Here is a 23,943-nt window from a genome sequence, read left to right on the forward strand (position 1 = left end):
GCGCCGTTCCACAGGGCGATCAGGGAGACCGGCAGGCTGATGACGGAACGACCCCCGCAGCGCATTCCCAATCGTCAGCTCGCGGCGCTCATTGCCGAGGCGGGCTTCTCCAACGCAGGGCTGGCCCGGCGGGTGGACCAGCTCGGTCTGGAGCACGGCCTGGACCTGCGCTACGACAAGACGTCAGTGACCCGCTGGCTGCGCGGACAGCAGCCGCGCGGCACCACCCCGGCGCTGATCGCCGAGGTGTTCACCCGGCGTCTGGGGCGCCGGCTGACGGCGCAGGACCTGGGCCTGGACGCCTGTGCGCCGGTCTACGCGGGACTGGAGTTCGCCGCCACCCCGCAGGAGGCGGTGGACATCGTCAGCGGGCTGTGGCGGAAGGACTCCGGCAGCCATGCGGAGTTACGGAAGATCGCGTTCACCCCGGCGGGTCTGGTGGTCCCCAGCCGTGACTGGCTGATCGGACGGCCCGACGACCGGGTGGCGCGCGGTGAACCCCCGGCGGGCGCGGGCCCGTCCGGGGCGCCCGGCGCGGGTACCCCGGGAGCCGGTGGCGCGGGCGCGGCGGCGGCCGTGCGGCTGCCCGCCCAGGGCGGCCGTACGGGCGGCCAGCCCGCCGGGGCCGGACGCGCGCCCACGGCGGGCCGGGCCCCGGTCCCCCGGCAGCGGCAGGCGGACCGATGTCAGCGCGGGCCGGGCCACCGGGTGACCACCGGAGACATCGCGGCGCTGCGCTCGGTCGGCGAACTGTTCCGGACCCTGGACCAGACCTACGGCGGCGGCCATGCCCGCCAGGCCCTGGTGCGCTATCTCGAGCACGAGGGCGAGCCGATGCTGCGCGGCACCTACAGCGAGGTGGTGGGGCGGCGGCTGTTCGGGGCGGTCGCGGATCTGACCCGGCTGGCCGGGTGGACCTCGTACGACATCGCCGCCCACGGTCTGGCGCAGCGCTATTTCGTCCAGGCGCTGCGGCTGGCGCAGGCGGCCGGGGACCGGGCGTACGGCAGCTATGTGCTGGTGACGATGAGCCGCCAGGCCGTCTATCTGGGCCATGGCCGGGAGGCCGTGCAGCTGGCCCGGGTGGCCCAGCAGGGCGTCGGCGGCGGCGCCCCGCCGGTGCTCCAGTCGCTGCTGCACGCGGTCGAGGCGCGTGGCCACGGAGTGCTGGGCGAGGTGCGGGCCTGCACCGCGTCGCTGGCGCGGGCGGAACGGGCGCTGGAGACGGCGCGCCCCGGAGACGATGTGCCGTACTGGGCGCGGTTCTTCGACGAGGCGCAGCTCGCCGACGAGTTCGGCCACTGTCACCGCGACCTCCAGCAGTACCGGGCCGCCGCCCAGCACGCCGAGCGCTCGCTCCAGCTGCGCGGCAGCGGATACGCGCGCAGCAGGCTGTTCTGCCGGGTGGTGCTGGCCACGGCGCGGCTGGGCCTGGGCGAGCTGGAGCAGGCGTGCGCACTGGGCGCGGAGGCGGCGCAGCAGGCGTCGGAGATGCGGTCGATGCGGGCGCTGGAGTACGTACGGGACTTTGAGCGCCGCCTCGAGCCGTACCGGGACGCGGCGCCGGTGCGGGGCTACCGCGAGCGGGTGGCGGCACTCCAGTAGCCCCGTCGTCGGGCGCCACGCAGCGGTGCGGGTCCACGGCGGACGGCGGCGGCCGTCCCGTCGCCGGGCGGGGTCGCGGCCGCCCTCCCCGCCGCGCGCGGCGGGTCGGCCCGCACCTCTGCGGGACCGGCCGGTGGCCGGTCCCGGGCGGGTTTCCTCGCGCACACGCGGCGGGCCGGCCCGTATGCCCCGGACACGGGCCGGTGGTCGGTGATGTCCGGCCCGAACCGGGTGTCCCGCCCGGCCGGTGGCTGGATCCGGGTGTTCTCGCGCGCGGTCCGGGTCGCCGGAGCACGGGTCGCTCAGCCCGTGCCGGGCGTTCCGTCGTCGCCGGGCCATCTGGCCGGAACCGGATGGCGCCGCCCAGCCGTGGGGTCAGGCCGCGGCCGGGAGGCTGGGGGTGGTGCCGGATCCTGGTGGGGCGCCGAAGTCGGTGAGGACCGCGCGGGCCGCGCGGCGGCCGGAGACGAGGGCGCCCTGCACCGAGCTGGAGTCGCGGTGGTCGCCGCAGACGTACAGCCCGGACAGCAGCCGCACCGGGCGGCGCAGATCGTGGGGCGCGGGCATGGCCGGGACGGCGTACGGGTCGTGGTGCGCGGCCAGCAGCTCCCAGTCTGCGGTGGAGGTGGCGTAGACCGCGGCCAGTTGGCCCCGGGCGGCCCGGTCGAGGTCGGCGGTGGGCTGTCCGGCGGCCGGGCCGAGCACCGTGGAGGTGATCAGCACCCGGCCGGGCGGGGTGCGCGAGGGGTCCACCTCGCTGGCCACCATGGTGTGGGCCACCGGGCCCGAGCCGCTCGCCGCGAGGACCAGCGCGGGTTCGCGCAGCGGCGGCCGGTCGGCGGTGTGGTGAAGCACCGTCACCGGGTGGAAGGCCGGCAGTCGCAGACCGGGCAGGAGGGCCGCGGCGTCATGTGCCCCCGTGGCCACCAGGACCGCGCGGCAGCCGATCTCGCCGTGTTCCGCGGTGGCCACGGCGGTGGTGGAGGCCGATACCGCGCGGACGCCGGTGTGCACCGTCCCCGGCGGTAGTGTGGCGGCCAGCAGCTCGGGGACGGTGGACGCGCCGCCCGCCGGGAGGCAGAGGCGGCCGCGTGCGTAGCCGCGCAGGGCCAGATCGGCACAGCGGCTCGAGGTGGTCAGCTCCGGGTCGCTGAGCAGCGACACCAGCAGTGGACGCAGCACCCCCTGAACCGTGCGGGCAGGTAGGCCCCGCCCCCCCAGGGTCTCGTGGACCGGCCGGTCGGGGCGGGCGAGCAGGCGGTCCGCGGGCAGGGTGGCGAGCCTGCCGAGCGCGGCACCGAGTCGGGCTTGGTCGAGCCCGTTGCCCAGGGGAGCACGGGCGGCGTTCGCCAAGGCGCGCGCCGATGTGAATGCGCCCCTCATGCTCCGGGGAGTGCCGAACCGCTGGGTGCGGCCCTCGCTGTGGATCAGCACGCCCTGGGTGAACGGGCGCAGGGCGAGCGAGCCGAGCCCCGGAGTGCGCCGCAGCTCCGGGAAGGAGGTGTTCATCAACTGTCCGGTGCGGTCCAGCCGGAAGCCGTCCACGCTGTCCGTCGCCATCCGGCCGCCCACCCGTGGCGCGGCCTCCAGGACCGTGACCGCCACCCCGGCGCCGGCCAGCAGTTGAGCCGCGGCCAGCCCCGCGAGACCGGCTCCCACGATGACGACGTCCGTGCGGTGCGCGCTGCTGAGCACGTGCCCTCCTCGAGGTCGGTGCGTACGCTACGGGGGCCTGATGCCCCAACCAGCGGACCAGAAGCGTGAGTTCCGCGACACCGCTCCGTGAGGTGGGTAACGCCAGACGTACGTGACGGTAGTCAGAAAGACGTTCGAGGGCAGTCGCGCATTGACCGAGCACGGTCGCACAACGGTCGCACGCCGGTCCGTTTCGATCCCAAATCGGTCTGCGCCGAGGACAGTTGACGCACCGTCAGTGCAGCCGGGCGCCGCCCCGTGCACCCCCTCCGGCGGACCGTCGGCGTGGCGCGCTCAGCGCCGGTTCTTCAGCGCCGCGCGCAGGGCCTCGTCGATATGCGGATAGGTGAAGGCGAAGCCGGAGTCCATCAGCCGGCGGGGCAGCGCCCGCACACTGCCGAGCACATCGCCGGACATCTCGCCCAGCGCGAACCGCAGTGCCGGGGACGGCACGCTCAACAGTGTGGGGCGGTGCAGCACCCGGCCCATGGCCGCCGTGACCTCGCGGTTGGTGACCGGCGTGGGCGCCGTGAGATTGACCGGACCCGCGAGTTCGTCGGTGGCGATGACATGGCGCAGCGCGGCGATGTGGTCGTACAGGGCGATAAAGCTCCAGTACTGGCGGCCACTGCCCATCCGTCCGCCCAGCCCCGCCTTGAACAGGGGAAACAGCCGTCCCCACGCCCCGCCTTCGGGGGCGATGACCAGTCCGGTGCGCGCGAACACCGTGCGGATGCCCGCCTCCTGGGCCGCCGCGGTCGCCTCCTCCCACTCCTGGCACAGATGCGCGAGGAAGCCGTCGCCAGGGGGCGCGTTCTCGTCCACCGCGCGCGCCCCCGTGTCCCCGTAGAACCCGACGGCGCTTCCGCTGATCAGCACCCGCGGCGGAGTGTCCAGTGAGGCCACCGCCTCGGCGATGGCGGCGGTGCCCAGCACCCGGCTGTCCCGCAGCTCCTTCTTGTACGCGTCGGTCCAGCGGCGGTCACCGACACCCGCCCCCGCGAGATGGACCACCGCGTCACACCCCGTCAGCCCGGCGGTGTCCACCCACTGCCGCTGCGGATCCCACTCGACCTCGCCCTCTCCGCGCGGGGTGTGCCGCACCAGCCGTACGACCTGGTGGTCGTCTTCGCGCAGCGCGTGGACGAGGGCCGTGCCGATGAGTCCGGTGGAGCCGGTGACCGCGATTCGCATGGCATCATCCTGCCCCCGATCTTGAAGGGATGTCGGACGACGGGGCCGAGTGGCACACTGGCGCACATGTCCGAGCAGACAGTGCCGTCCCGGCCCGACGCACCGGTCCGGGTGGCCGACCCGGACGAGCTGATCGTCCGCGCCGCCGTGGCCGAGGACGAGACCGCGCTGGCCGGACTGGACCGTCGCGCCTGGTCACCGCTGCACTCGGTGCAGCCGCGCCCCCAGCCCCCCGACGACCCCTTCTTCCACGACCGCAACCGCCCCGATCACATCCTTGTGGCCGAGCTCGGCGGGCGCCCGGTCGGCTACCTCCGGCTCGTCCCGGCGACCCCGCTCGCCACCAACGCCCATGTCCAGCAGATCCAGGGGCTCGCGGTCGACGAGCGGGCGCGCGGCAGGGGAGCGGCGCGGGCGCTGCTGGGCGCGGCGTACGAGAAGGCACGGCGGGCGGGCGCCACCCGCATCACCCTGCGGGTGCTGGCGCCCAACGCCCCCGCGCGACGGCTGTACGAGTCCGAGGGGTTCATCGTGGAGGGCGTCCTGCGGGAGGAGTTCCTGATCGAGGGGACGTATGTGGACGACGTCCTGATGGCCCGCGCCCTCACCGGCTGAGCGCACGTGCCGCATCAGCCAAGGTTCGCCCCGCCTGACTGACGCGGCACTAGCCGCCCCGGACACCGGCCCGTCAGGCCCGGAAGCGCTCCCACAGCCGGGGGTACCGCTCCACCAGCTCCCGTTCGTCCTCGAAATCGATGGCCGCGCCCTGCGGTTCGTTGGGCGGTGCCGGGAGCCCCAGCTCCGGCAGGGCCGCGCCGGTCAGCCGCTCGTACGCCTCGTCCGCGGCGAACCCCAGGTCCTCGCAGTCCCCGTCCACCTGTTCATCGAAGTCGTCCAGAAGTTCGGCGAGCGCGTCCGGCTCGTGCAGCGCCCCCTCGAAGACCTCCCGGCCCTGACCGATCAGCCAGAAGCGGAACGCCTCGAACGCGTCATTGCCGACCCCGCCCAGCAGCACCCAGGCCGCACCCCACACATCCCAGCGGTACGCCCGGTTGGAGCGGGCCTCGAAGTGCCGCGCGAAGTCCAGCACGGCGTCCGGGTCGAGCTGGGACAGTTGCTCGACGAGCAGGTCGGACTGGTCCTCGGGGTCGCCCTCGGCGGCCTCCCGAGCGCTGTCGACCAGCCCCCAGAACTCCGTCTCGTCCATCATCACGGGACCAGGATCGGCCCTCCCCGGCGCCCCCGCACGCGGAGCGACCCGGATGCGGCCCTCTCGTTATCGAGAGGGACCCGGCCGCCGGAGACCCGGGGGAAGTACGAACAAAAAGCGACAGAAGATGTCGGGTTTCCCTGCGACCGTCGAACGCACAGCCATACCGGACACCCATCGAAGGGACACGGATTCGTGAGCACACAGGGCGCGCTGGCGGGCAGGATCGCACTCGTCGCGGGGGCGACGCGCGGCGCGGGCCGGGCCATGGCCGTCGAGCTGGGCGCGGCGGGCGCCACCGTCTACGCGACGGGGCGCACCACCCGGGACCGGGTCAGCGAGGTCGGGCGGGCGACGGAGACCATCGAGGAGACCGCGGAACTGATCACGGCGGCGGGTGGCACAGGCATCGCGGTGCCGACGGACCACCTGGAACCGGAGCAGGTACGGGCGCTCATCGAGCGTATCGACCGGGAGCAGGGGCGACTGGACGTCCTGGTCAACGACGTCTGGGGTGGTGAGGCGCTGATCGAATTCAACAAGAAGACCTGGGAGACGAACCTGACGAGCGGGCTGCGGATGCTCCGGCTCGGTATCGACACCCACCTGATCACCCACTACTTCGCACTGCCGCTGCTGGTCCGGAACCCGGGCGGACTGGTGGTCGAGATCACCGACGGGGACGCGGAGTTCAACGAGACCTACCGGGTGAACCTCTTCTTCGACATCACCAAGAACGCGCCCATCCGCACGGCGTACGGGCTCGCTCAGGAGCTGAAGGAGTTCGACGCCACGGCGGTGTGCGTCTCCCCGGGCTTCCTGCGCTCCGAGCAGATGCTTGACCACTTCGGGGTGACCGAGGAGAACTGGCGGGACGCGGTGGAGAAGGAGCCGCACTTCGCCATCGCCGAGACGCCGCACTTCGTCGGGCGGGCGGTCGCCGCGCTCGCCGCCGACCCGGACCGGGCCCGCTGGAACGGGAAGTCGGTCTTCAGCGGTGAACTGGCCAAGGTCTACGGCTTCACCGACCTCGACGGCTCCCGGCCGGACGGCGTCGGCTATTTCCGCGACATCGTCTTCGGCGGCAAGGCGGGCACCGCGGAGGACTACCGGTAGCGAGCGGCGCCCCGGGACGGCTGAGCAGCGTCGCTGATGTCCGGTGCGGTTCGGTCGCGCCCCGAAGGGGCGCGGGGAACTGCGCGACCAGCCACGACGCTGCCGCAGTCGTGTGACGGCACCCCGGGCACCCCCGGCACATCCCGCGGAGCGCTACTGGTAGAGCCGCGCGGTGCGGCGCGCGGCTTCGGCGAACCGCTCCCGCAGCTCCGGCGGCTCGAGCACCTCGGCCTCCGGGCCGAGCGCGAGCAGCTGCGCGTACGCCACGTCGTACGACTCGACGGGCAGGGTGACGGTGATCCGCCCCTGTCCGTCGGGCTCCCCGGCCCCGCGCACCGCCTCCTCGCCCGCCGCACGGTCCGTGACGTACGGCAGCCGCCGGACCCCGTCCGGGGTGAGCCGCAGCACGGTCTTCTCTCGCAGGATCGAGCGGGCGAACTGGGCCGCCCGCTCCTCCCAGAAGGCGGGCAGATCGAACTCCTCGACCCGGTCGAAGCGGTCACCACGGGGCGCGACGGAGGCGAAGCGGTCCACCCGGTACACCCGGAAGTCGCCCTCCGCGCGGGCCGCCAGATACCAGACGCCCGCCTTGAGCACGAGGCCGTACGGCTCCAGCTCCCGTGCCACCTCCGTCTCCCGGCGCCGGTAGCGGACCGTGATCCACTGGTCGTCCCAGACCGCGTCGGCCAGCGGTGGCAGCAGCTCGGGCGTCTGCGGCGGCTGCCACCAGCCGGGGGCGTCCAGATGGAAGCGCTGGGCCACGTTGTGGGAGGCGTCGCGCAGCTCCGGGAGGAGGGCCGCGGACACCTTCAGCCGGGCCGCGGAGGCGGCGTCCGCGAGCCCCATCTCGCGCAGCGCGGACGGTACGCCGGACAAGAACAGCGCCTCGGCCTCGGTACGCCCCAGCCCGGTGAGCCGGGTGCGGTAGCCGCCGACGAGCCGGTAGCCCCCGGCGCGTCCCCGGTCCGCGTAGACCGGGACCCCCGCTTCGGAGAGCGCGGCGGCGTCGCGGGTGACGGTCCGCTCGGAGACCTCCAGCTCACGGGCGAGCTCGGCCCCCGTCATCGAGGGCCGGGCCTGGAGCAGAAGCACCATTTTGATCAGCCGGGCAGCACGCACCCGCCCATCATGCCTCGGCATGAGAACCGCCGTTGTGCGACCGCCAGACGCGGCCGCACAACGGCGGAGCCGGAGGGATCGAGCTGCTACAGCCCGTAGTGGCGTGCGGCCTCCTTGGCGGCGGTGGCGCTCACCGCGCCACGGCGGGCCAGCCGGTCCAGGGCCGTCACCACGATCGCCGGGACGTCCACGCCGAAGTGGCGGCGGGCGGCCTCACGGGTGTCGGAGAGGCCGAAGCCGTCGGTGCCCAGGGAGTACCAGTCCTGCTCCACCCACTGGCTGATCTGGTCGGGTACCGCGCGCATCCAGTCGCTGACCGCGAGGACCGGGCCCGGTGCGCCTGCCAGGGCACGGGTGACGTACGGGACCCGGTCTTCGCCAGTGAGCCGCGCCGTGTCACAGGACAGGGCGTCACGGCGCAGCTCGCTCCAGGAGGTGGCGGACCACACGTCGGCGGCCACACCCCAGTCGTCGGCGAGGAGTTTCTGGGCCTCCAGCACCCAGTGGATGGCGGTGCCGGAGGCGAGGAGCTGGATCCGGGGGGCGTCGGCGGCGGGCGCCTCGGCCTCCCGGTAGCGGTACAGGCCCTTGAGGATGCCCTCCTCGACGCCCTCGCCCTGGGGCATGGGCGGCTGGACCTTGGTCTCGTTGTAGACGGTCAGGTAGTAGAAGACGTCCTCGGCGTCCGGGCCGTACATCCGCCGCAGGCCGTCCCGCACGATCACCCCGACCTCGTAGGCGAACGCCGGGTCGTAGGCGAGCGCCGCCGGGTTGGTGGAGGCGATCAGATGCGAGTGGCCGTCGGCGTGCTGGAGGCCCTCACCGGTCATGGTGGTGCGGCCCGCGGTGGCGCCGATCAGGAAGCCGCGGCCGAGCTGGTCGGCGAGCGCCCACATCTGGTCGGCGGTACGCTGCCAGCCGAACATCGAGTAGAAGATGTAGAACGGGATCATCGGCTCGCCGTGGGTCGCGTACGACGTGGCGGCGGCGGTGAAGTCGGCCATCGAACCGGCCTCGGTGATCCCCTCGTTGAGGATCTGACCGTTCGTGGCTTCCTTGTAGTACAGGAGCTGATCGCGGTCGACCGGGTCGTAGGTCTGGCCGAGCGGGGAGTAGATCCCGGCGGTCGGGAAGAGCGACTCCATGCCGAACGTCCGCGCCTCGTCGGGCACGATCGGCACCCAGCGCTTCCCGGTCTCCTTGTCCCGCATCAGATCCTTGACCAGCCGGACGAAGGCCATCGTGGTGGCGATCTCCTGGCTGCCGGACCCCTTGGCCAGGGTCTCGAAGGGCTTGGCGGACGGCTCGGGCAGCGCCACCGGGTGGACCTTGCGGGCGGGCGCCGGACCGCCGAGGGCCGCGCGGCGCTCCTGGAGGTAGCGCACCTCGGGGGAGTCGGCGCCGGGGTGGGCGTACGGGACGAGCTCGTCGTCCAGCTTGCTGTCCGGGATGGGCAGCTCCAGGAGGTCCCGCATGGTGCGGAACTCCTTGCCCGTGAGCTTCTTCATCTGGTGGTTGGCGTTGCGCGACTCGAAACCGGGGCCGAGCGTCCAGCCCTTGACGGTCTGCGCGAGAACCACGGTCGGGGCGCCCTTGTGGTCCACGGCGGCGCGGTAGGCGGCGTGCACCTTGCGCGGCTCATGGCCCGCGCGGGAGGTGTGGAAGCACTCGGTGAGCTTGGCGTCGGTGACGCGCTGGGCCAGCCGGGCCAGCTCCGGGTCGGCGCCGAAGAAGTGCTCGCGGATGTAGGCGGCGTCGCGGGTGGCGTAGGTCTGGAACTGCCCGTCGGGCACCTCGCGCAGCCGGCGCACCAGCGCGCCCGAGGCGTCCAGCGCGAACAGCTCGTCCCAGGCCGAGCCCCAGAGCGACTTGACCACATTCCAGCCGGCCGCGCGGAACTGCGCCTCCAGCTCCTGGACGATCTTGAAGTTGGCACGCACCGGGCCGTCGAGCCGCTGGAGGTTGCAGTTGATGACGAAGGTCAGGTTGTCCAGGCCCTCGCGCCCGGCCAGGGCGAGTGCGGCGGTGGACTCGGGCTCGTCCATCTCGCCGTCGCCGAGGAAGGCCCATACGTGGGAGCCCGCGGTGTCCTTGATGCCGCGGCTCGCCAGATAGCGGTTGAACCGCGCCTGGTAGATCGCGGAGAGCGGGCCGAGCCCCATGGAGACGGTGGGGAACTCCCACAGCCAGGGCAGCCGGCGCGGATGCGGGTAGGAGGGCAGACCGTCTCCGCCCGCCTCGCGCCGGAAGTGGTCGAGGTGGTGCTCGGTCAGCCGGCCGTCGAGGAAGGCGCGGGCGTAGATGCCGGGGGAGGCGTGGCCCTGGATGTAGAGCTGGTCGCCCGAGCCGCCCGCGGCCTCCTTGCCGCGGAAGAAGTGCTGGAAGCCGGTCTCGTAGAGCCAGGCGGCGGAGGCGAAGGTGGCGATGTGGCCGCCGAGGCCGTCCCGGCTGCCGCGGGTGACCATCGCCGCCGCGTTCCACCGGTTCCAGGCGGTGATCCGCCGCTCCATCTCCTCGTCACCGGGGAGGGCGGGCTCCGCGGCGGTCGGAATGGTGTTGACGTAGTCCGACTCCAGCAGCGGCGGCAGCGCGAGCCCGGCGCCCTCGGCGCGCTCCAGGGTGCGGCGCATCAGGTACGCGGCGCGGTGCGGACCGGCGGCCTGGGTGACGGCCGTGAGTGAGGCGCCCCACTCCGCGGTCTCCTCGGGGTCCCGGTCGGGGATCTGGTCGAGCGCACTCGGCTGCGTGCTGGCGAGATCGGTCATGCTGCCGACTGTAAGTCTGATCGATGATCGATCAAAAGCCCGTGAGCGAAAAAAATGCTCCGCACCGCGAAATTGGCATTCCGTGCCGCGAAATCAGGCACGCGGTGCACACCCCAGCACATGCTCCTTGACGAGTTCGCCCACCCGCGGATCCCGGCGGCGGAACGCGTCCACCACCGCCTGGTGCTCCTCGGCGTAGGACTGCTGGACGGTGCCCAGCCAGCGGATGGACAGCGTTGTCCAGATCTCGATGCCCAGCGACTCCCAGGTGTGCAACAGCACGCTGTTGCCCGAGGCCCGCACCAGCTCCCGGTGGAACGCGACGGTGTGCCGGACCTGGGCCTCGCCGTCGGCCCTGCGGTCCGCCTCGTACAGCGCCCGCACTTCGGGCTCCAGGGCGGAGGTGTCCTCGGCCAGCCGGGGCGCCGCCAGCTCCGCCGCCATCTGCTCCAGCCCGGCCCGTACCGGATAGATCTCCTCGAGGTCGGAGGCGGCCAGATTCCGCACCCGGACGCCCTTGTTGGGGGCCGATTCGATCAGCCGTAGCGACTCCAGCTCCCGCAGGGCCTCCCGGACGGGGGTCTGGCTGACGTCCAGCTCCGTCGCGATCCGCCGCTCCACGATCCGCTCGCCCGGCTTCCAGCGCCCGCTGACGATCCCCTCCACGATGTGCTCGCGGATCTGCTCGCGCAGCGAGTGGACGACGGGCGGGGTCATGGGGGCACTCCTTCGGAACCAGCGGTGAACGAAAATCATTATCCAGGCAGCGGAAGCTCCGTGGTCCGGGAACGGAAAAGGGCCGCGCCCCGCACGGAAGTCCGTACGGGGCGCGGCCGACAGCGCAGGCGTCCGCCGTGAGCCGGTCAGAGGCCGAGCTCGACCTCGAACTCACCGGCCTCCAGGATCTCCTTGACGGCCGTCAGGTAGCGGGCCGCGTCGGCACCGTCCACCAGGCGGTGGTCGTAGGAGAGCGTGAGGTACGTCATGTCCCGGACGCCGATGACGGTGCCCTCGGACGTCTCGATGACGGCCGGACGCTTCACCGTGGCGCCGATGCCCAGGATCGCGACCTGGTTCGGCGGCACGATGATGGTGTCGAACAGCGCACCGCGCGAACCGGTGTTGCTGATCGTGAAGGTCGCACCGGCCAGCTCGTCCGGCGTGATCTTGTTGGCGCGGACCTTGCCGGCCAGGTCGGCGGTGGCCTTGGCGATACCGGCCAGGTTGAGGTTGCCCGCACCCTTGATGACCGGGGTCATCAGGCCCTTCTCGGAGTCCACGGCGATGCCGACGTTCTCCGAGTCGAAGTAGGTGATGGTGCCCTCGTCCTCGTTGATCCGGGCGTTGATGACCGGGTGGGCCTTCAGTGCCTGGGCCGCGGCCTTGACGAAGAACGGCATCGGGGAGAGCTTGACGCCCTCACGCGCCGCGAACCCGTCCTTGGCCTGGGCGCGCAGCTTCATCAGCCGGGTGACGTCGACCTCGACGACCGAGGACAGCTGGGCCTGGCTGTGCAGCGCCTTCATCATGTTGTCGCCGATGACCTTGCGCATGCGGGTCATCTTGACGGTCTGGCCGCGCAGCGGGGACACCTCGAGCACCGGGGCCTTCTTGGCGGCCGGCGCGACGGCGGCAGGGGCCTGCGCCTGGGCGGCGGCCTTGGCGGCCTCGGCGGCGGCGATGACGTCCTGCTTGCGGATCCGCCCGCCGACGCCGGTGCCCTTGACGGTGGCCAGGTCCACGCCGTTCTCGGCGGCGAGCTTGCGCACCAGCGGGGTCACATAGGCGCCCTCGGCCTCGGGGGCCGAGGGGGCAGGGATCGACGGCGCGGCCGGGGCGACCGGGGCCGGAGCGGGCGCCGGAGCCGGAGCGGCGGGCGCCTGCGGAGCCGGAGCCGGAGCCGGGGCCGGGGCCTCCTTGACCGGCTCGGGGGCCGGGGCCGGGGCGGGGGCCGCCTGCGGAGCCGGGGCGGCCGGAGCCGGCGCGGCGGCCGGAGCGGCACCCGCGGCACCGATGACGGCCAGCTTGGCGCCGACCTCAGCGGTCTCGTCCTCGGCGACCAGGATCTCCAGCAGGGTGCCCGCGGCCGGGGCCGGGATCTCGGTGTCGACCTTGTCGGTGGAGACCTCGAGCAGCGGCTCGTCGGCCTCGACCGCGTCACCGACCTCCTTGAGCCAGCGGGTGACAGTGCCCTCGGTCACCGACTCACCGAGCGCCGGAAGCACCACATCGGTGCCCTCGGCGCCACCGGCCGGGGCGGCCGCGGGAGCCGGAGCCGGGGCGGGGGCCTCGGCCGCCGGGGCGGGCTCGGGCTGCGCGGCCGGAGCCGGCTCGGCCGCCGGGGCGGGGGCCGCGGCGGGGGCAGCGCCGCCGTCGTCGATGACGGCGAGCTCGGCGCCGACCTCGACCGTCTCGTCCTCGGCGACCTTGATGGACGTCAGTACACCGGCCGCCGGGGCCGGGATCTCGGTGTCGACCTTGTCGGTGGAGACCTCGAGCAGTGGCTCGTCGGCCTCGACACGCTCACCCTCGGCCTTGAGCCAGCGGGTGACGGTGCCCTCGGTCACGCTCTCGCCGAGCGCCGGCAGGGTTACGGAAACCGCCATGGTTTCGGTTGCTCCTTAACGATCTGTACGGATGGTTCGCGCTCGTGCGATTAGTCGTGGGAGTGCAGAGGCTTGCCGGCCAGGGCCAGGTGGGCCTCGCCGAGCGCCTCGTTCTGGGTCGGGTGGGCGTGGACGAGCTGCGCGACCTCGGCTGGCAGCGCCTCCCAGTTGTAGACCAGCTGGGCCTCGCCGACCTGCTCGCCCATCCGGTCACCCACCATGTGGACACCGACGACGGCGCCGTCCCGGACCTGGACGAGCTTGATCTCGCCCGCGGTCTTCAGGATCTTGCTCTTGCCGTTGCCCGCGAGGTTGTACTTCAGCGCGACGACCTTGTCCGCGCCGTACAGCTCCTTGGCCTTGGCCTCGGTGATGCCGACAGAGGCGACCTCGGGGTGGCAGTACGTCACCCGCGGCACACCGTCGTAGTCGATCGGAACGGTCTTCTGACCGGCCAGCCGCTCGGCCACCAGCATGCCCTCGGCGAAGCCGACGTGGGCCAGCTGGAGGGTGGGGACCAGGTCACCGACGGCGGAGATGGTCGGGACGTTGGTCTGCATGTACTCGTCGACCAGGACATAGCCGCGGTCCATGGCGACCCCGGCCTCCTCGTAGCCCAGGCCCTGCGAGACCGGGCCGCGGCCGACGGCCACGAGCAGCAGCTCGGCCTCGAAGGTCTTGCCGTTCTCCAGCGAGACCTTGACGCCGTCGGCGGTGTACTCGACGCCGGAGAAGCGGGAGCCGAGGGAGAAGTTGATACCGCGCTTGCGGAAGGCGCGCTCCAGCAGCTTGGAGCTGTTCTCGTCCTCGACCGGGACGAGGTGGGGAAGCGCCTCGACGATGGTGATGTCGGCCCCGAAGGACTTCCACGCGGAGGCGAACTCGACGCCGATGACACCGCCGCCCAGCACGATCGCGGACTTCGGCACCCGGTCGAGCACCAGGGCGTGGTCCGAGGAGATGACGCGGTTGCCGTCGATCTCCAGACCGGGGAGCGACTTCGGCACCGAGCCGGTGGCGAGCAGGATGTGGCGGCCGGTGTAGCGCTGACCGTTCACATCGACCGAGGTCGGGGAGGACAGCCGGCCCTCGCCCGTCACATAGGTGACCTTGCGGGACGCGATCAGACCCTGGAGGCCCTTGTACAGGCCCGAGACCACGCCGTCCTTGTACTTGTGCACACCCTCGATGTCGATGCCCTCGAAGGTGGTCTTCACACCGAATTCCGAGCCCTCGCGGGCCTGGTCGGCGATCTCACCGGCGTGCAGCAGAGCCTTGGTGGGGATGCAGCCGCGGTGCAGGCAGGTGCCGCCCAGCTTGTCCTTCTCGATCAGGGCGACGTCCAGACCCAGCTGCGCCGCGCGCAGGGCAGCGGCGTAACCGCCGCTACCGCCTCCGAGGATCACTAGGTCGAAAACGGTGCTGGCGTCATTCGCCACGTCACGTCCTCCATGCATGGTGCGCCGGAGCCGGCCGTCGGTCGGCCGGGCGGCGGCTGTTGTTCGGCCGCAATTGCTTCGGCCCTGGTGTCGGGGGCCCTGTCCTGCCGAGACAACATCTTCGCACTTGTTGACGTGAGGCGGGACGCGGGGCCGTGCTGTGAGAAATCTCCAGACCCCAGTTCAGGGGTTACTTGTGCGTATACGGAATCCGTAGCCCCACCGATTTCGTTGATGGCGAAATCGGCGGGACTTTCGGCCTCAGCCCAGATCGCCCGCCGCGGTGCGCTCGGCGAGCCGCACCAGCGTGCGTACGGCGGCACCGGTGCCGCCCTTGGGGGTGTAGCCGGACGGACCGGAGTCATTGAAAGCCGGACCCGCGATGTCCAGGTGGGCCCAGGTGATGTCGTCCTGGATGAATTCCTGGAGGAACAGACCGGCCACCAGACCGCCACCCATCCGCTCCCCCATGTTCGCCAGATCGGCGACCGGCGAGTCCATACTCTTGCGGAGGTCGGCCGGAAGCGGCATCGGCCAGGACTGCTCGCCGACCTCCTCCGCGATCTCGTGGACCGTGGTGCGGAACGCCTCGTCGTTCGCCATGATCCCGAAGGTGCGGGTGCCCAGGGCGAGGACCATCGCGCCGGTGAGCGTGGCCACGTCCACGATCGCGTCCGGCTTCTCCTCGCAGGCGCGGGTGATCGCGTCGGCGAGCACCAGCCGCCCCTCGGCGTCGGTGTTCAGCACCTCGACGGTCTTACCGCTGTACATCGTCAGCACATCGCCGGGGCGGGTGGCCGAACCGGACGGCATGTTCTCCGCCAGCGCCAGCCAGCCGGTCAGATTGACCCGAAGCCCCAGCTTCGCGGCGGTGATGACGGTGGAGAACACCGTGGCGGCACCGCTCATGTCGCACTTCATCGTCTCGTTGTGACCGGCCGGCTTGAGGGAGATACCGCCCGAGTCATAGGTGATGCCCTTGCCCACCAGCGCCAGCGTCTTCTCCGCCTTGGGGTGGGTGTAGGCGATCCGCACCAGCCGCGGCGGGGCGTCCGAGCCCTGGCCGACGCCGAGGATGCCGCCGTACCCGCCCTTCTTGAGCGCCTTCTCGTCCAGCACCTCGGTCTTGAGGCCGAACTCCTTGGCCGCCGCCACCGCGGTCGCCGCGAAGGACGCCGGGGTGAGCACGTTGGACGGCGCGTTGATCAGATCGCGGGCCCGGTTGACCTCGGCGGCCAGGGCCACCGCGCGCTCGGCCGCGGCCTTGTACGCCTTGTCCCGCGGCTTGCCGCCGATCAGGGCGACCTCGGCCAGCGGGCCGTTGCCGTTCTTCTTCTTGCCCTTCGCCGCGCCGCCGTTGCCGCTGTTGGCCTTGTCGTACGCGTAGGCGCCCAGCAGCGCGCCCTCCGCGACCGCCGCGGCGGCCGCGACGTCCTCCACCGGCAGCGCGAACGCGCCCTTCTTGGAACCGGACAGCGCACGGGCGGCCGCCCCCGCGGCCCGGCGCAGCGCCTCGGCGTCGTAGCCGTCGCCCTTGGCCGGAGCCTCGCCCAGGCCGACCGCCAGCACGACCGGTGCCTTGAGACCGGACGCGGCGGGCAGCTTGGTCACTTCGCCCTCGGCACCGGTCGCGCCGAGCGTCTCCAGAACGGTGCCGAGCTTGCCGTCGAACGCCTTGTCCACGGCCTCCGCGCCGACGGCGACGACGGGGCCCTTCGCCCCCTTTGCCACGCCGATGACAACGGCGTCCGCGCGCAGTGCCGCGGCGGAGGAGGTGCTGAGAGTCAGTGCAGTCACAGTGGTCGGGTCCCTCTTCCGGTGATTTCGACGGCCGACATCGGATGTCCCCGCGAGGCGGGGGCGGTCGGCCGCGCCCGTCGGCATCGTATGCGCCGGTCGCCGGACGCCCCAGCGGCGGGCTCGTCGCGGCTCACCGCGAGGGTAGCTCTCACCGCGTCCGGGCGCGGTACGCAGCCGGTGACGGGAGGGGTCAGCCGAGGGTCAGGACGACCAGTGCCGCGGTGGCAGCGGTCTCCGCCAGGGCGCCGAAGACATCCCCCGTCACCCCGCCGAAGCGGCGGCGGCAGTGGCGCAGCAGGAGTTCGGCGGCGGCCAGGGCGGCCACCACCGCGAGCCCGTGGCGCAGCGCGGACAGCGGTCCGGACACCAGTCCGCCCGCGGTGCCGACGGCCACCGTGGCCACCGCCACCACCAGCGCCGAACGCAACGGCACCGCCTCCGCGACCGCCGCGCCAAGACCCTCCGGCCGGGCCGGAGGCACGCCCGCGCGGGCCGCGAGCGTCAGCGCGCAGCGGGCGGCGGTCCCGGCCGCGGCGGCGGCCACCGCGCCCTGCGCCCAGCCCGCCGCGTACAGCTCCGTCAGCGCGGCCACCTGACCGAGCAGCACCAGCAGCAGGGTGATGACGCCGAACGGCCCGATGTCGGAACGTTTCATGATGCGCAGCGCGTCCTCGGCGGGCTTGCCGCTGCCGAGCCCGTCCGCGGTGTCGGCGAGTCCGTCGAGGTGCAGACCGCGGGTCAGTACGGCGGGTACGGCCACGGTGGCGACGGCGGCCAACAGGGCACCGCCGCCGAGCAGCAGCAGCGCCCCGCCCAGCGCGGCGGCGCACAGCCCGACCACCAGTCCGGCCAGCGGGGCGCACAGCATTCCGGCGCGCGCCGCCGAACGATCCCAGCGCGCCACGCGTACGGGCAGCACGGTGAGGGTGCCGAAGGCGAAGCGGAGCCCGTCGTCCCAGGAGGGGCGCGGGGGGTGGTCGGGCACGGGCGGAAGCCCGGAGTCCGCCGGGCGCTCCGGCTCCGGCGGTCGTGCGGGGGACTGCTCCGGCGTGGTGTCCATCGCGCGGCAGGCTATCGCGCACGCTGAGGGGCCATGGGCCACTGGTGGGAGCGGAACATCGTCGAGCCCGGCAAGCTGCCGCTGCTTCTCGCCCTGGCCTCGTTCATCCTGTCGTTCGTCATCGTCCGCACCATCACGCGGATGATCAAGGCGGGGCGGGGCCCGTTCCGCGACATCAGCCCGGGCGGGCTGCATATCCACCATGTGGTGCCCGGTGTGGTGCTCACCGTCATCGGCGGGTTCGGCGCGGTCGGCAGCGGACGGCACGGGATCGGGGCCGCCATCTCGGCGGTGCTGTTCGGGGTGGGGGCGGGGCTGGTGCTGGACGAGTTCGCGCTGATCCTCCACCTCCATGACGTCTACTGGTCCGAGCAGGGCCGCAAGAGCGTCGAGGTGGTAGTGATCACCGCCTCGCTGGTCGCCCTGGTGCTCAGCGGCTTCCTCCCGTTCGGGGTGAACGAGGTGTCGGAGGCGGAGCGGAGCAGTCGTGGGGTGGTGGTCGCCGAGGTGGCGATCAACTTCGCGTTCGCGCTGTTCGCGCTGGTCAAGGGGAAGCTGCGGATCGCGGTGATCGGGGTGCTGGTGCCCGTCGTGGCGATCGTCGGCGCGGTGCGGCTGGCCCGTCCCGACTCGTGGTGGGCCCGGCGCTGCTACCGCCGCCGGCCGCGGGCGAGGGCGAAGGCGGAGAAGCGGGCCGAGCGGCATGACGCCCGCTGGAAACGGGTGGGGCGGCGGCTCCAGGATTGGATCGGCGGCTTTTCCGAACCCACGCCGCCCTCATGAGCCCTGCTCGGCCCGCTCGACCCGCGCCCCCTTGGCCAGCCTGGTGCGGTTCAGCCACTTCGGCAGCCCCGGCGCCTCCAGGAACCCCTCCGCGCGGGCTGAGGCGATCCCGATCCGGGGCAGCTCCGTGGACTTCTCGAAGAGCAGATAGCGCGGTTCCCAGATCGGCCGGTACTTGGCGTTGGCCCGGTACAGCGACTCGATCTGCCACCAGCGGGAGAAGAAGCTGAGCAGTGAGCGCCACAGCCGCAGCACCGGCCCCGCGCCCAGCCGTGCGCCACGCTCGAAGACCGACCGGAACATGGCGAAGTTGAGCGAGATCTGATCGACCCCGACCTCTCCCGCGCGCTGGATCAACTCCAGCACCATGAACTCCACCAAGCCGTTCTCGGCGTCCCGGTCCCGTCGCATCAGATCCAGCGACAGCCCGTGCGCACCCCAGGGCACAAAGCTCAGCAGCGCCCGCGGCTCGCCCTCGGCATCGGTGCTGACGAGCATCACACAGCGGCCGTCGCACGGGTCGCCGAGCCGCCCGAGCGCCATCGAGAAGCCGCGCTCGGTCTCACCGTCCCGCCAGTCGTCGGCCAGCCGCAGCAGACCGGCCATCTCCGCCGCCGGGATGTCCTCGTGACGGCGGATGCTGACCGTGTAACCGGCCCTTTCGACCCGGTTGTACGCCTGGCGGACGGTGCGCATCGCCCGCCCCTCGAGGGTGAACTCCCCGGTGTCCACGATCGCCTCGTCGCCCAGTTCCAGCGCGTCCAGACCGTGCCGGGCGTAGATCGTGCCGCCCTCCTCGCTCGCGCCCATCACCGCCGGGATCCAGCCATGCTCCCGTGCCTCGGCCAGCCAGCGGTCGATCGCGCCCGGCCAGGCCTCCGGATCGCCGATGGGATCGCCGGAGGCCAGGGACACCCCGCCCACCACCCGGTAGGTCACCGCCGACTTGCCCGACGGGGACCACACCGCGCTCTTGTCGTAGCGCAGCGCGAAGTAGCCGAGCGAGTCACGGTCGCCATGCCGGTCCAGCAGCGCCCGCAGCCGCCGCTCGTCGTCGGTGGAGATCGGGTCGACGGCGCGGCGGGAGCGGAACGCCGCCCAGAGCACGAGCAGCAGCAGGGCCGTGCTCATCACGTTGATGACCACATTGACCCAGCCGGGCGTCTCGATGCCCTCGAAGCGCCCCTCCACGGCCACCAGCGAGATCAGCCGCAGCGTGCCGTAGTGCCAGCGGTCCAGAAAGGTGGAGCGGTACTCGTCGGGCGCGGTGTTGGTGACGGTGACCAGCGCGGCGGCCAGTAGCGAGCCGATCAGCAGCCCGACCACCGCGACCGCCGCGGCCAGCTTGGGGTTGGACCGGTCGCCCTTGGCGTAGAACTCCCGGCGCCCGATGAGCAGCGCGGTCACGAACACCGCGGTGAGCAGCAGCGAGACCCAGTTCTGCGGATGGTGCCGGGCCGGGGCCCAGGTCATGGCGAGCGCGATCAACACCAGGGTCAGCCCGCTCAGGGCCAGGTTGAGGATCCAGGCCGCGCGCTTGTGCCGGCGCATGGTGATGGCCAGGAACATCGAGAAGGCGGCAGAGAAGAAGCCCGCGGTCAGCAGATACGGGGTGAAGTACTCATCGACGTTGTGCCGTTTGATGTCGTTGCCGAACGACACCCACACCGCGCCGAGCAGATTGACGAAGGCGACGGTCCGCAGGTACCAGACGGTGAACGCGGCGGCGCGCGGCGGCCGGACGGCAAAAGCGTGGCGTTCCAAGCGGACCTCTTCCTCTCCCATCACGGCCGAGCGGAGGAGGGGTGAGGCGGGGTGGCGGTCCGGACCATCGTGTCCGATATGTCCGGACCGCTCAACCGCAGTGCTCAGCCGGTGCTCAGTCCTGCCCGGGTTCCGTGTCCCCGGTCTCCCCAGGTTCCGTCTCCCCGGATTCCCTGTCCCCGGCCTCCTCGCGCTCGGGCAGTTCCGCCGCCAGGGCCGCGGCCGCCTGCACCAGTGGCAGGGCGAGCAGCGCCCCTGTCCCCTCTCCCACAGTGACGCCGTGGTCGAGCAAAGGGGTGAGCGCGATCCGGTCCAGCGCCTTCTCCTGCGCCGGTTCCCCGCTGTTCTGACCGGCCAGCCACCAGTCCGGGGCGCGGAACGCCACCCGCTGGGCGACCAGCGCGCCCGCCGCCGAGACCACCCCGTCCAGGATCACCGGGGTACGGCGCACCGCGCTCTGGAGCAGAAAGCCGGTGATCGCGGTGAGGTCGGCGCCCCCGACGGTGGCCAGCAGCTGGAGCTGGTCGCCGAGGACCGGGCGCGCCCGGCGCAGCCCGTCCCGGATCGCCGCGCACTTGCGCATCCAGGCCAGGTCGTCGATCCCGGCGCCGCCGCGCCCGGTGACCACGGAGGCGTCGGTGCCGCACAGCGCGGCGATCAGGGTCGCCGCGGCCGTGGTGCCGCCCACGCTCAGATCGCCCAGGACCAGCAGGTCGGTGCCCGCGTCGGCCTCCTCGTCGGCGATGGCCATCCCGGTGCGGAAGGCCCGTTCGGCCTCCTCGTGGGTGAGGGCGTCCTCGATGTCCAGCCGTCCCGAACCCCGGCGCACCCGATGGCGGGTGACTTCCTCGGGCAGCTCGGCCGGGTCGCAGTCCAGCGCCATGTCGATCACGCGCACCGGTACGCCGAAGCGGCGGGCGAGGATCGCGACGGGGCTCTCGCCGTCCAGCACCGCGCGCACCAGCCGATGGGCGCTTCCGGCGGGACGCGCGGAGACACCGAGGTCGGCAATGCCGTGGTCACCCGCGAACAGCACGACGCGGGGGCGCTCGACGGGCCGTACCGGCACCCGCTGCTGGGCGGCGGCCAGCCACTCGCCCAGTTCGTCCAGCCGCCCCAGCGCGTCGGCCGGTGGCGCGAGCCGTGCCCGGCGCTCCTCGGCATCGCGGCGGATACCCCCGTCGGGGCGCTCGATCAGATCGACGAAGTCATCGAGATTCAGGGCACTCACGCCGCGAACCCTACCGTCGGGGGTGCCGCGTTGCGCCCCCGGTGGGCGACGGGGACCTCACGCTCGATACGCCTCCGGGGCGTCGAAGCCCCCTTCGGCGCGGGCCCGGTCAGTCGCGCAACGGCAGCGCCTGACCGGCCACCACCAGCAGCACCTGTTCGCACTCGGCCGCGAACGCCGCGTTCAGCCGCCCCAGTTCATCGCGGAAGCGGCGGCCCGAGGCCGTCGCGGGGATTACGCCCGCGCCCACCTCGTTGCTGACGGCCACCATGGTGCGGCCGGTCGCCCGGACCGCGGCCACCAGGGCGTCCACCCGCTCTCGCAGGGCGTCCGCACCGCCCTGGGCCCACTTCTCGTCGTCCCAGGCCCCGACGGAGTCCATCGCGTCGGTGAGCCACAGCGCCAGGCAGTCGATCAGCACCGGCGGTCCGTCCTCCGCCAGCAGCGGGGCCAGTTCGCAGGTCTCGGTGGTGCGCCAGGAGCCAGGCCGCCGGTCGCGGTGGGCGGCGATCCGGGCGGCCCACTCGGGGTCGCCCTCGCGGGTGCCGCTGGTGGCCACGTACAGCACATCGGGGAAGGCGGACAGCCGCCGCTCCGCCTCCAGGGACTTGCCGGACCGGGCCCCGCCCAGCACCAGGGTGCGCCGCGGGAGGTCCGGCACCGCGTGGTACTCGCCGACGATCACCGTCCGGCCGTCCGGGACCGTCCGGGCGCCCGCCGTGGCCAGCCGGCGGTGGAGTTCCCGGCCGGGCGGCACGGTGTGGTCGATATGGACCCCCAGGACGTCGGTGGTCGCGCCCACGGCCCCGCTCGCCCGCAGCCGGGCCAGCGCGTCCGGGCGGCCGATGACGTCCAGCAGCACCATGTCGTACGGCTGGGTCTGCTCGGTGAGCCCGGCCGGGGCCCCGCCGGGCGGCAGATACAGCAGCCGGGTGCCGTCGGGTCCGGTGATCGCGTAGCCGGTGCCGGGGGAGTCCAGGGCGATGGCCCGCACCCGGTGGCCGCTGATCAGGGACAGCTCACGGCCGTCCGGCACCCGCCCCGGTGCGGGCAGTCCGGCGGGGAACTCGACGGCCGGGCCCGCGTGCGGATGCGAGAGCAGCACCTGCCGCACACCGACCAGCGAATACCCGGCGCGGGCGGCGGCGAAGGCGGCGCCCGGGGTGAGGTCCAGGAGCAGCGCGCCATCGATGAGCAGGGCCGTCGCGGCCCGTGCCTCCTCCCCGACGGCGGTGGCGCAGGACGCGCAGGGGCAGTCGTGCCGTGGCAGCCCGTCGGGGGCTCCGGTGCCCAGAAGTGTGAGTTCCACGCCTCGATCGTCTCGCGTCCGCAAGCGCGGGTCGCGCGGGGCCACCCCGTACGGAGTGATCAGTCGCCTAGGCTGCGGGCAGTTATCACCTGTGGACCGGCGGGTATCACCCGTCGACCGGCGGGATGGAGGAGGCGTACATGGCGTGGACGTGGCGGTTCGAGAAGTCCGATGGGACGGAGACGAAGCCCGCGGTACAGCCGGAGGATTTCCCGACCCAGGGGGATGCGGAGTCATGGATCGGTGAGGAGTGGAAGGAGCTCCTCGAGGGAGGGGCCGAGCAGGTCACCCTTTTCGAGGACGGCACCAAGATCTACGGCCCGATGAGTCTGCGGGGCGAATGAGCACGGCGATGAGTGCCGGCGGCTGAGCTCCCCGGCACCGGAGGTGGCGGCGCCCCGTGGCGCCGCCATACTCCTTCGGCCCGGTGAGGCCCGGTGAGGCCCGGTGAGCCCCGGTGAACCGCTTCAGCCGCGTACCCCGCACAGATGCAGCAGGGCCGCCACCGAGCGGTACGGATCGGTGCGCCCGGCCCGCTCCTCGGCCGCCAGCAGCCGCTCCCACTCCGGGGACGGCGGGGGCGGGGTGTCGCTCCCGGCCTGGTCGGTGAAGACCCGTACCCCGTACCAGGCGTGCAGCGGAGCGCCGATCGCGGTGAGCGTCGTGGTCAGCTCCTCCCGCCGGTCGGCCCGCACCCGCAGCCCGATCCGGTTGGTGTACGCGGGGGAGTCGAACGCGGCCAGCGCGGTGTCCCAGTCCCCGGCCAGCCCCGGCCGCATCGCCAGCGCGTCGGCGTTGCGCACCAGCAGCGAGAGCAGACCGCCCGGCGCCAGCACCCGGGCGAGGCCCGCCAGCAGCGGATCCGGCTCGGACACATACATCAGCACACCGTGGCAGAGCACCACATCGAAGGCGCCCGGCAGGAAGTGCGCGCCGGTGTCCCGGCCGTCGCCCTCGATCAGCCGCACCCTGGCCCGGATGCCCTCCGGCTCGTCCGCGAGCGCGCCGCGCACCGCGGCCAGCATGGTCGGGTCGGACTCAAGACCGGTCACCTCGTGGCCCGCGCGGGCCAGTCGCAGGGCCTGGGTGCCCTGGCCGAGGCCGACATCGAGCACCCGCAGCCGCCGACCCACCGGATAGCGGGCGGTGATCTGCTCGTCGAGCTGCTGGGCGACCAGCGCCTGCCGGACAGTGTTCCGCAGGCCCCCGAGGCGGCTCAGCCAGCCCTCCGCCCCGCCGGTGAAGCC

General features: G+C 72.8%; 19 protein-coding genes. 5 read left to right on the plus strand and 14 right to left on the minus strand.

Annotated features, from left to right (window positions below):
- The first annotated feature begins 39 nt into the window (after window positions 1–39).
- Complete coding sequence (locus AC4BEG_RS25545; RefSeq protein ID WP_490702087.1) at window positions 40–1,605, plus strand: NsdA family TPR-like regulatory protein; 1,566 nt, start codon at window positions 40–42, stop codon at window positions 1,603–1,605.
- A gap of 375 nt (window positions 1,606–1,980) precedes the next feature.
- Here the strand turns inward: AC4BEG_RS25545 and AC4BEG_RS25550 are convergent, their stop codons facing one another.
- Window positions 1,981–3,300 carry an NAD(P)/FAD-dependent oxidoreductase gene (locus AC4BEG_RS25550; protein WP_490702088.1) on the minus strand — a complete coding sequence of 440 codons (1,320 nt, stop codon included), beginning with the start codon at window positions 3,298–3,300 and terminating at the stop codon, window positions 1,981–1,983.
- 294 nt (window positions 3,301–3,594) lie between these two features.
- On the minus strand, window positions 3,595–4,494 hold the full coding sequence (locus AC4BEG_RS25555; RefSeq protein WP_490702089.1) for a TIGR01777 family oxidoreductase: 900 nt from the start codon (window positions 4,492–4,494) through the stop codon (window positions 3,595–3,597).
- 66 nt (window positions 4,495–4,560) lie between these two features.
- Between AC4BEG_RS25555 and AC4BEG_RS25560 the strand changes: the two genes are divergently transcribed.
- A complete protein-coding gene (locus AC4BEG_RS25560; protein ID WP_490702090.1) occupies window positions 4,561–5,109 on the plus strand; it encodes a GNAT family N-acetyltransferase in 549 nt (182 codons plus the stop codon).
- A 73-nt stretch (window positions 5,110–5,182) separates the two neighbouring features.
- Here the strand turns inward: AC4BEG_RS25560 and AC4BEG_RS25565 are convergent, their stop codons facing one another.
- Window positions 5,183–5,701 carry a DUF4240 domain-containing protein gene (locus tag AC4BEG_RS25565; RefSeq protein ID WP_490707185.1) on the minus strand — a complete coding sequence of 173 codons (519 nt, stop codon included), beginning with the start codon at window positions 5,699–5,701 and terminating at the stop codon, window positions 5,183–5,185.
- Window positions 5,702–5,899: 198 nt separating this feature from the next.
- On the opposite strand from AC4BEG_RS25565, the gene AC4BEG_RS25570 reads away from it, so the two are divergent.
- The gene (locus tag AC4BEG_RS25570; RefSeq protein WP_490702091.1) at window positions 5,900–6,820 is read left to right on the plus strand and encodes an SDR family oxidoreductase; all 921 of its coding nucleotides are present in this window, start codon (window positions 5,900–5,902) and stop codon (window positions 6,818–6,820) included.
- 153 nt (window positions 6,821–6,973) lie between these two features.
- Here AC4BEG_RS25570 and AC4BEG_RS25575 read toward each other — a convergent pair whose 3' ends face one another.
- From AC4BEG_RS25575 to AC4BEG_RS25605, 7 genes are all read right to left on the minus strand, one after another.
- Window positions 6,974–7,939 carry a helix-turn-helix transcriptional regulator gene (locus AC4BEG_RS25575; RefSeq protein WP_490702092.1) on the minus strand — a complete coding sequence of 322 codons (966 nt, stop codon included), beginning with the start codon at window positions 7,937–7,939 and terminating at the stop codon, window positions 6,974–6,976.
- Between the two features lie 86 nt (window positions 7,940–8,025).
- A complete protein-coding gene (gene aceE, locus AC4BEG_RS25580) occupies window positions 8,026–10,704 on the minus strand; it encodes a pyruvate dehydrogenase (acetyl-transferring), homodimeric type (RefSeq protein ID WP_490702093.1) in 2,679 nt (892 codons plus the stop codon).
- Between the two features lie 93 nt (window positions 10,705–10,797).
- Entirely contained in the window at window positions 10,798–11,421 is a 624-nt protein-coding gene (locus AC4BEG_RS25585; protein WP_201873939.1) for a GntR family transcriptional regulator, read from the minus strand.
- A gap of 146 nt (window positions 11,422–11,567) precedes the next feature.
- Window positions 11,568–13,310, minus strand: coding sequence for a 2-oxoglutarate dehydrogenase, E2 component, dihydrolipoamide succinyltransferase (gene sucB, locus AC4BEG_RS25590; RefSeq protein ID WP_490702094.1), 1,743 nt, complete (start codon window positions 13,308–13,310; stop codon window positions 11,568–11,570).
- Window positions 13,311–13,360: 50 nt separating this feature from the next.
- Complete coding sequence (lpdA, locus tag AC4BEG_RS25595) at window positions 13,361–14,749, minus strand: dihydrolipoyl dehydrogenase (protein WP_490702095.1); 1,389 nt, start codon at window positions 14,747–14,749, stop codon at window positions 13,361–13,363.
- A gap of 261 nt (window positions 14,750–15,010) precedes the next feature.
- Window positions 15,011–16,546 (minus strand): leucyl aminopeptidase, encoded by a 1,536-nt coding sequence (locus tag AC4BEG_RS25600; protein ID WP_490702096.1) that lies wholly within the window; start codon window positions 16,544–16,546, stop codon window positions 15,011–15,013.
- Between the two features lie 193 nt (window positions 16,547–16,739).
- Window positions 16,740–17,609, minus strand: coding sequence for an adenosylcobinamide-GDP ribazoletransferase (locus AC4BEG_RS25605; RefSeq protein WP_490702097.1), 870 nt, complete (start codon window positions 17,607–17,609; stop codon window positions 16,740–16,742).
- A 33-nt stretch (window positions 17,610–17,642) separates the two neighbouring features.
- Between AC4BEG_RS25605 and AC4BEG_RS25610 the strand changes: the two genes are divergently transcribed.
- Window positions 17,643–18,392: a hypothetical protein gene (locus AC4BEG_RS25610; RefSeq protein ID WP_490702098.1), complete on the plus strand. Its 750-nt coding sequence runs from the start codon at window positions 17,643–17,645 to the stop codon at window positions 18,390–18,392.
- Here the strand turns inward: AC4BEG_RS25610 and AC4BEG_RS25615 are convergent.
- The 3 genes from AC4BEG_RS25615 to AC4BEG_RS25625 form a co-directional block, all read right to left on the minus strand.
- On the minus strand, window positions 18,387–20,177 hold the full coding sequence (locus AC4BEG_RS25615) for a phosphatidylglycerol lysyltransferase domain-containing protein (protein ID WP_490702099.1): 1,791 nt from the start codon (window positions 20,175–20,177) through the stop codon (window positions 18,387–18,389). The genes AC4BEG_RS25610 and AC4BEG_RS25615 overlap by 6 nt on opposite strands.
- A 94-nt stretch (window positions 20,178–20,271) precedes the next feature.
- Entirely contained in the window at window positions 20,272–21,387 is a 1,116-nt protein-coding gene (cobT, locus tag AC4BEG_RS25620; protein ID WP_490702100.1) for a nicotinate-nucleotide--dimethylbenzimidazole phosphoribosyltransferase, read from the minus strand.
- A gap of 109 nt (window positions 21,388–21,496) precedes the next feature.
- Entirely contained in the window at window positions 21,497–22,696 is a 1,200-nt protein-coding gene (locus AC4BEG_RS25625) for a bifunctional adenosylcobinamide kinase/adenosylcobinamide-phosphate guanylyltransferase (RefSeq protein WP_490702101.1), read from the minus strand.
- Between the two features lie 140 nt (window positions 22,697–22,836).
- Between AC4BEG_RS25625 and AC4BEG_RS25630 the strand changes: the two genes are divergently transcribed.
- The gene (locus AC4BEG_RS25630; RefSeq protein ID WP_490702102.1) at window positions 22,837–23,040 is read left to right on the plus strand and encodes a hypothetical protein; all 204 of its coding nucleotides are present in this window, start codon (window positions 22,837–22,839) and stop codon (window positions 23,038–23,040) included.
- Window positions 23,041–23,163: 123 nt separating this feature from the next.
- Here AC4BEG_RS25630 and AC4BEG_RS25635 read toward each other — a convergent pair whose 3' ends face one another.
- Entirely contained in the window at window positions 23,164–23,916 is a 753-nt protein-coding gene (locus AC4BEG_RS25635) for a methyltransferase domain-containing protein (RefSeq protein WP_490707186.1), read from the minus strand.
- Window positions 23,917–23,943 lie beyond the last annotated feature (27 nt).

The sequence above is a fragment of the Streptomyces sp. JLBJ103 genome (assembly GCF_058215575.1).

What these genes read in the sequence shown, in the direction of transcription:
- AC4BEG_RS25565 (WP_490707185.1), bottom strand. Translation starts at nt 5,701, where the DNA reads ATGGACGAGACGGAGTTCTGGGGGCTGGTCGACAGCGCTCGGGAGGCC.
- AC4BEG_RS25610 (WP_490702098.1), top strand. Translation starts at nt 17,643, where the DNA reads ATGGGCCACTGGTGGGAGCGGAACATCGTCGAGCCCGGCAAGCTGCCG.
- AC4BEG_RS25555 (WP_490702089.1), bottom strand. Translation starts at nt 4,494, where the DNA reads ATGCGAATCGCGGTCACCGGCTCCACCGGACTCATCGGCACGGCCCTC.
- AC4BEG_RS25585 (WP_201873939.1), bottom strand. Translation starts at nt 11,421, where the DNA reads ATGACCCCGCCCGTCGTCCACTCGCTGCGCGAGCAGATCCGCGAGCAC.
- AC4BEG_RS25605 (WP_490702097.1), bottom strand. Translation starts at nt 17,609, where the DNA reads ATGGACACCACGCCGGAGCAGTCCCCCGCACGACCGCCGGAGCCGGAG.
- aceE (WP_490702093.1), bottom strand. Translation starts at nt 10,704, where the DNA reads ATGACCGATCTCGCCAGCACGCAGCCGAGTGCGCTCGACCAGATCCCC.
- AC4BEG_RS25560 (WP_490702090.1), top strand. Translation starts at nt 4,561, where the DNA reads ATGTCCGAGCAGACAGTGCCGTCCCGGCCCGACGCACCGGTCCGGGTG.
- AC4BEG_RS25615 (WP_490702099.1), bottom strand. Translation starts at nt 20,177, where the DNA reads ATGGGAGAGGAAGAGGTCCGCTTGGAACGCCACGCTTTTGCCGTCCGG.
- AC4BEG_RS25545 (WP_490702087.1), top strand. Translation starts at nt 40, where the DNA reads ATGACGGAACGACCCCCGCAGCGCATTCCCAATCGTCAGCTCGCGGCG.
- AC4BEG_RS25630 (WP_490702102.1), top strand. Translation starts at nt 22,837, where the DNA reads ATGGCGTGGACGTGGCGGTTCGAGAAGTCCGATGGGACGGAGACGAAG.
- sucB (WP_490702094.1), bottom strand. Translation starts at nt 13,310, where the DNA reads ATGGCGGTTTCCGTAACCCTGCCGGCGCTCGGCGAGAGCGTGACCGAG.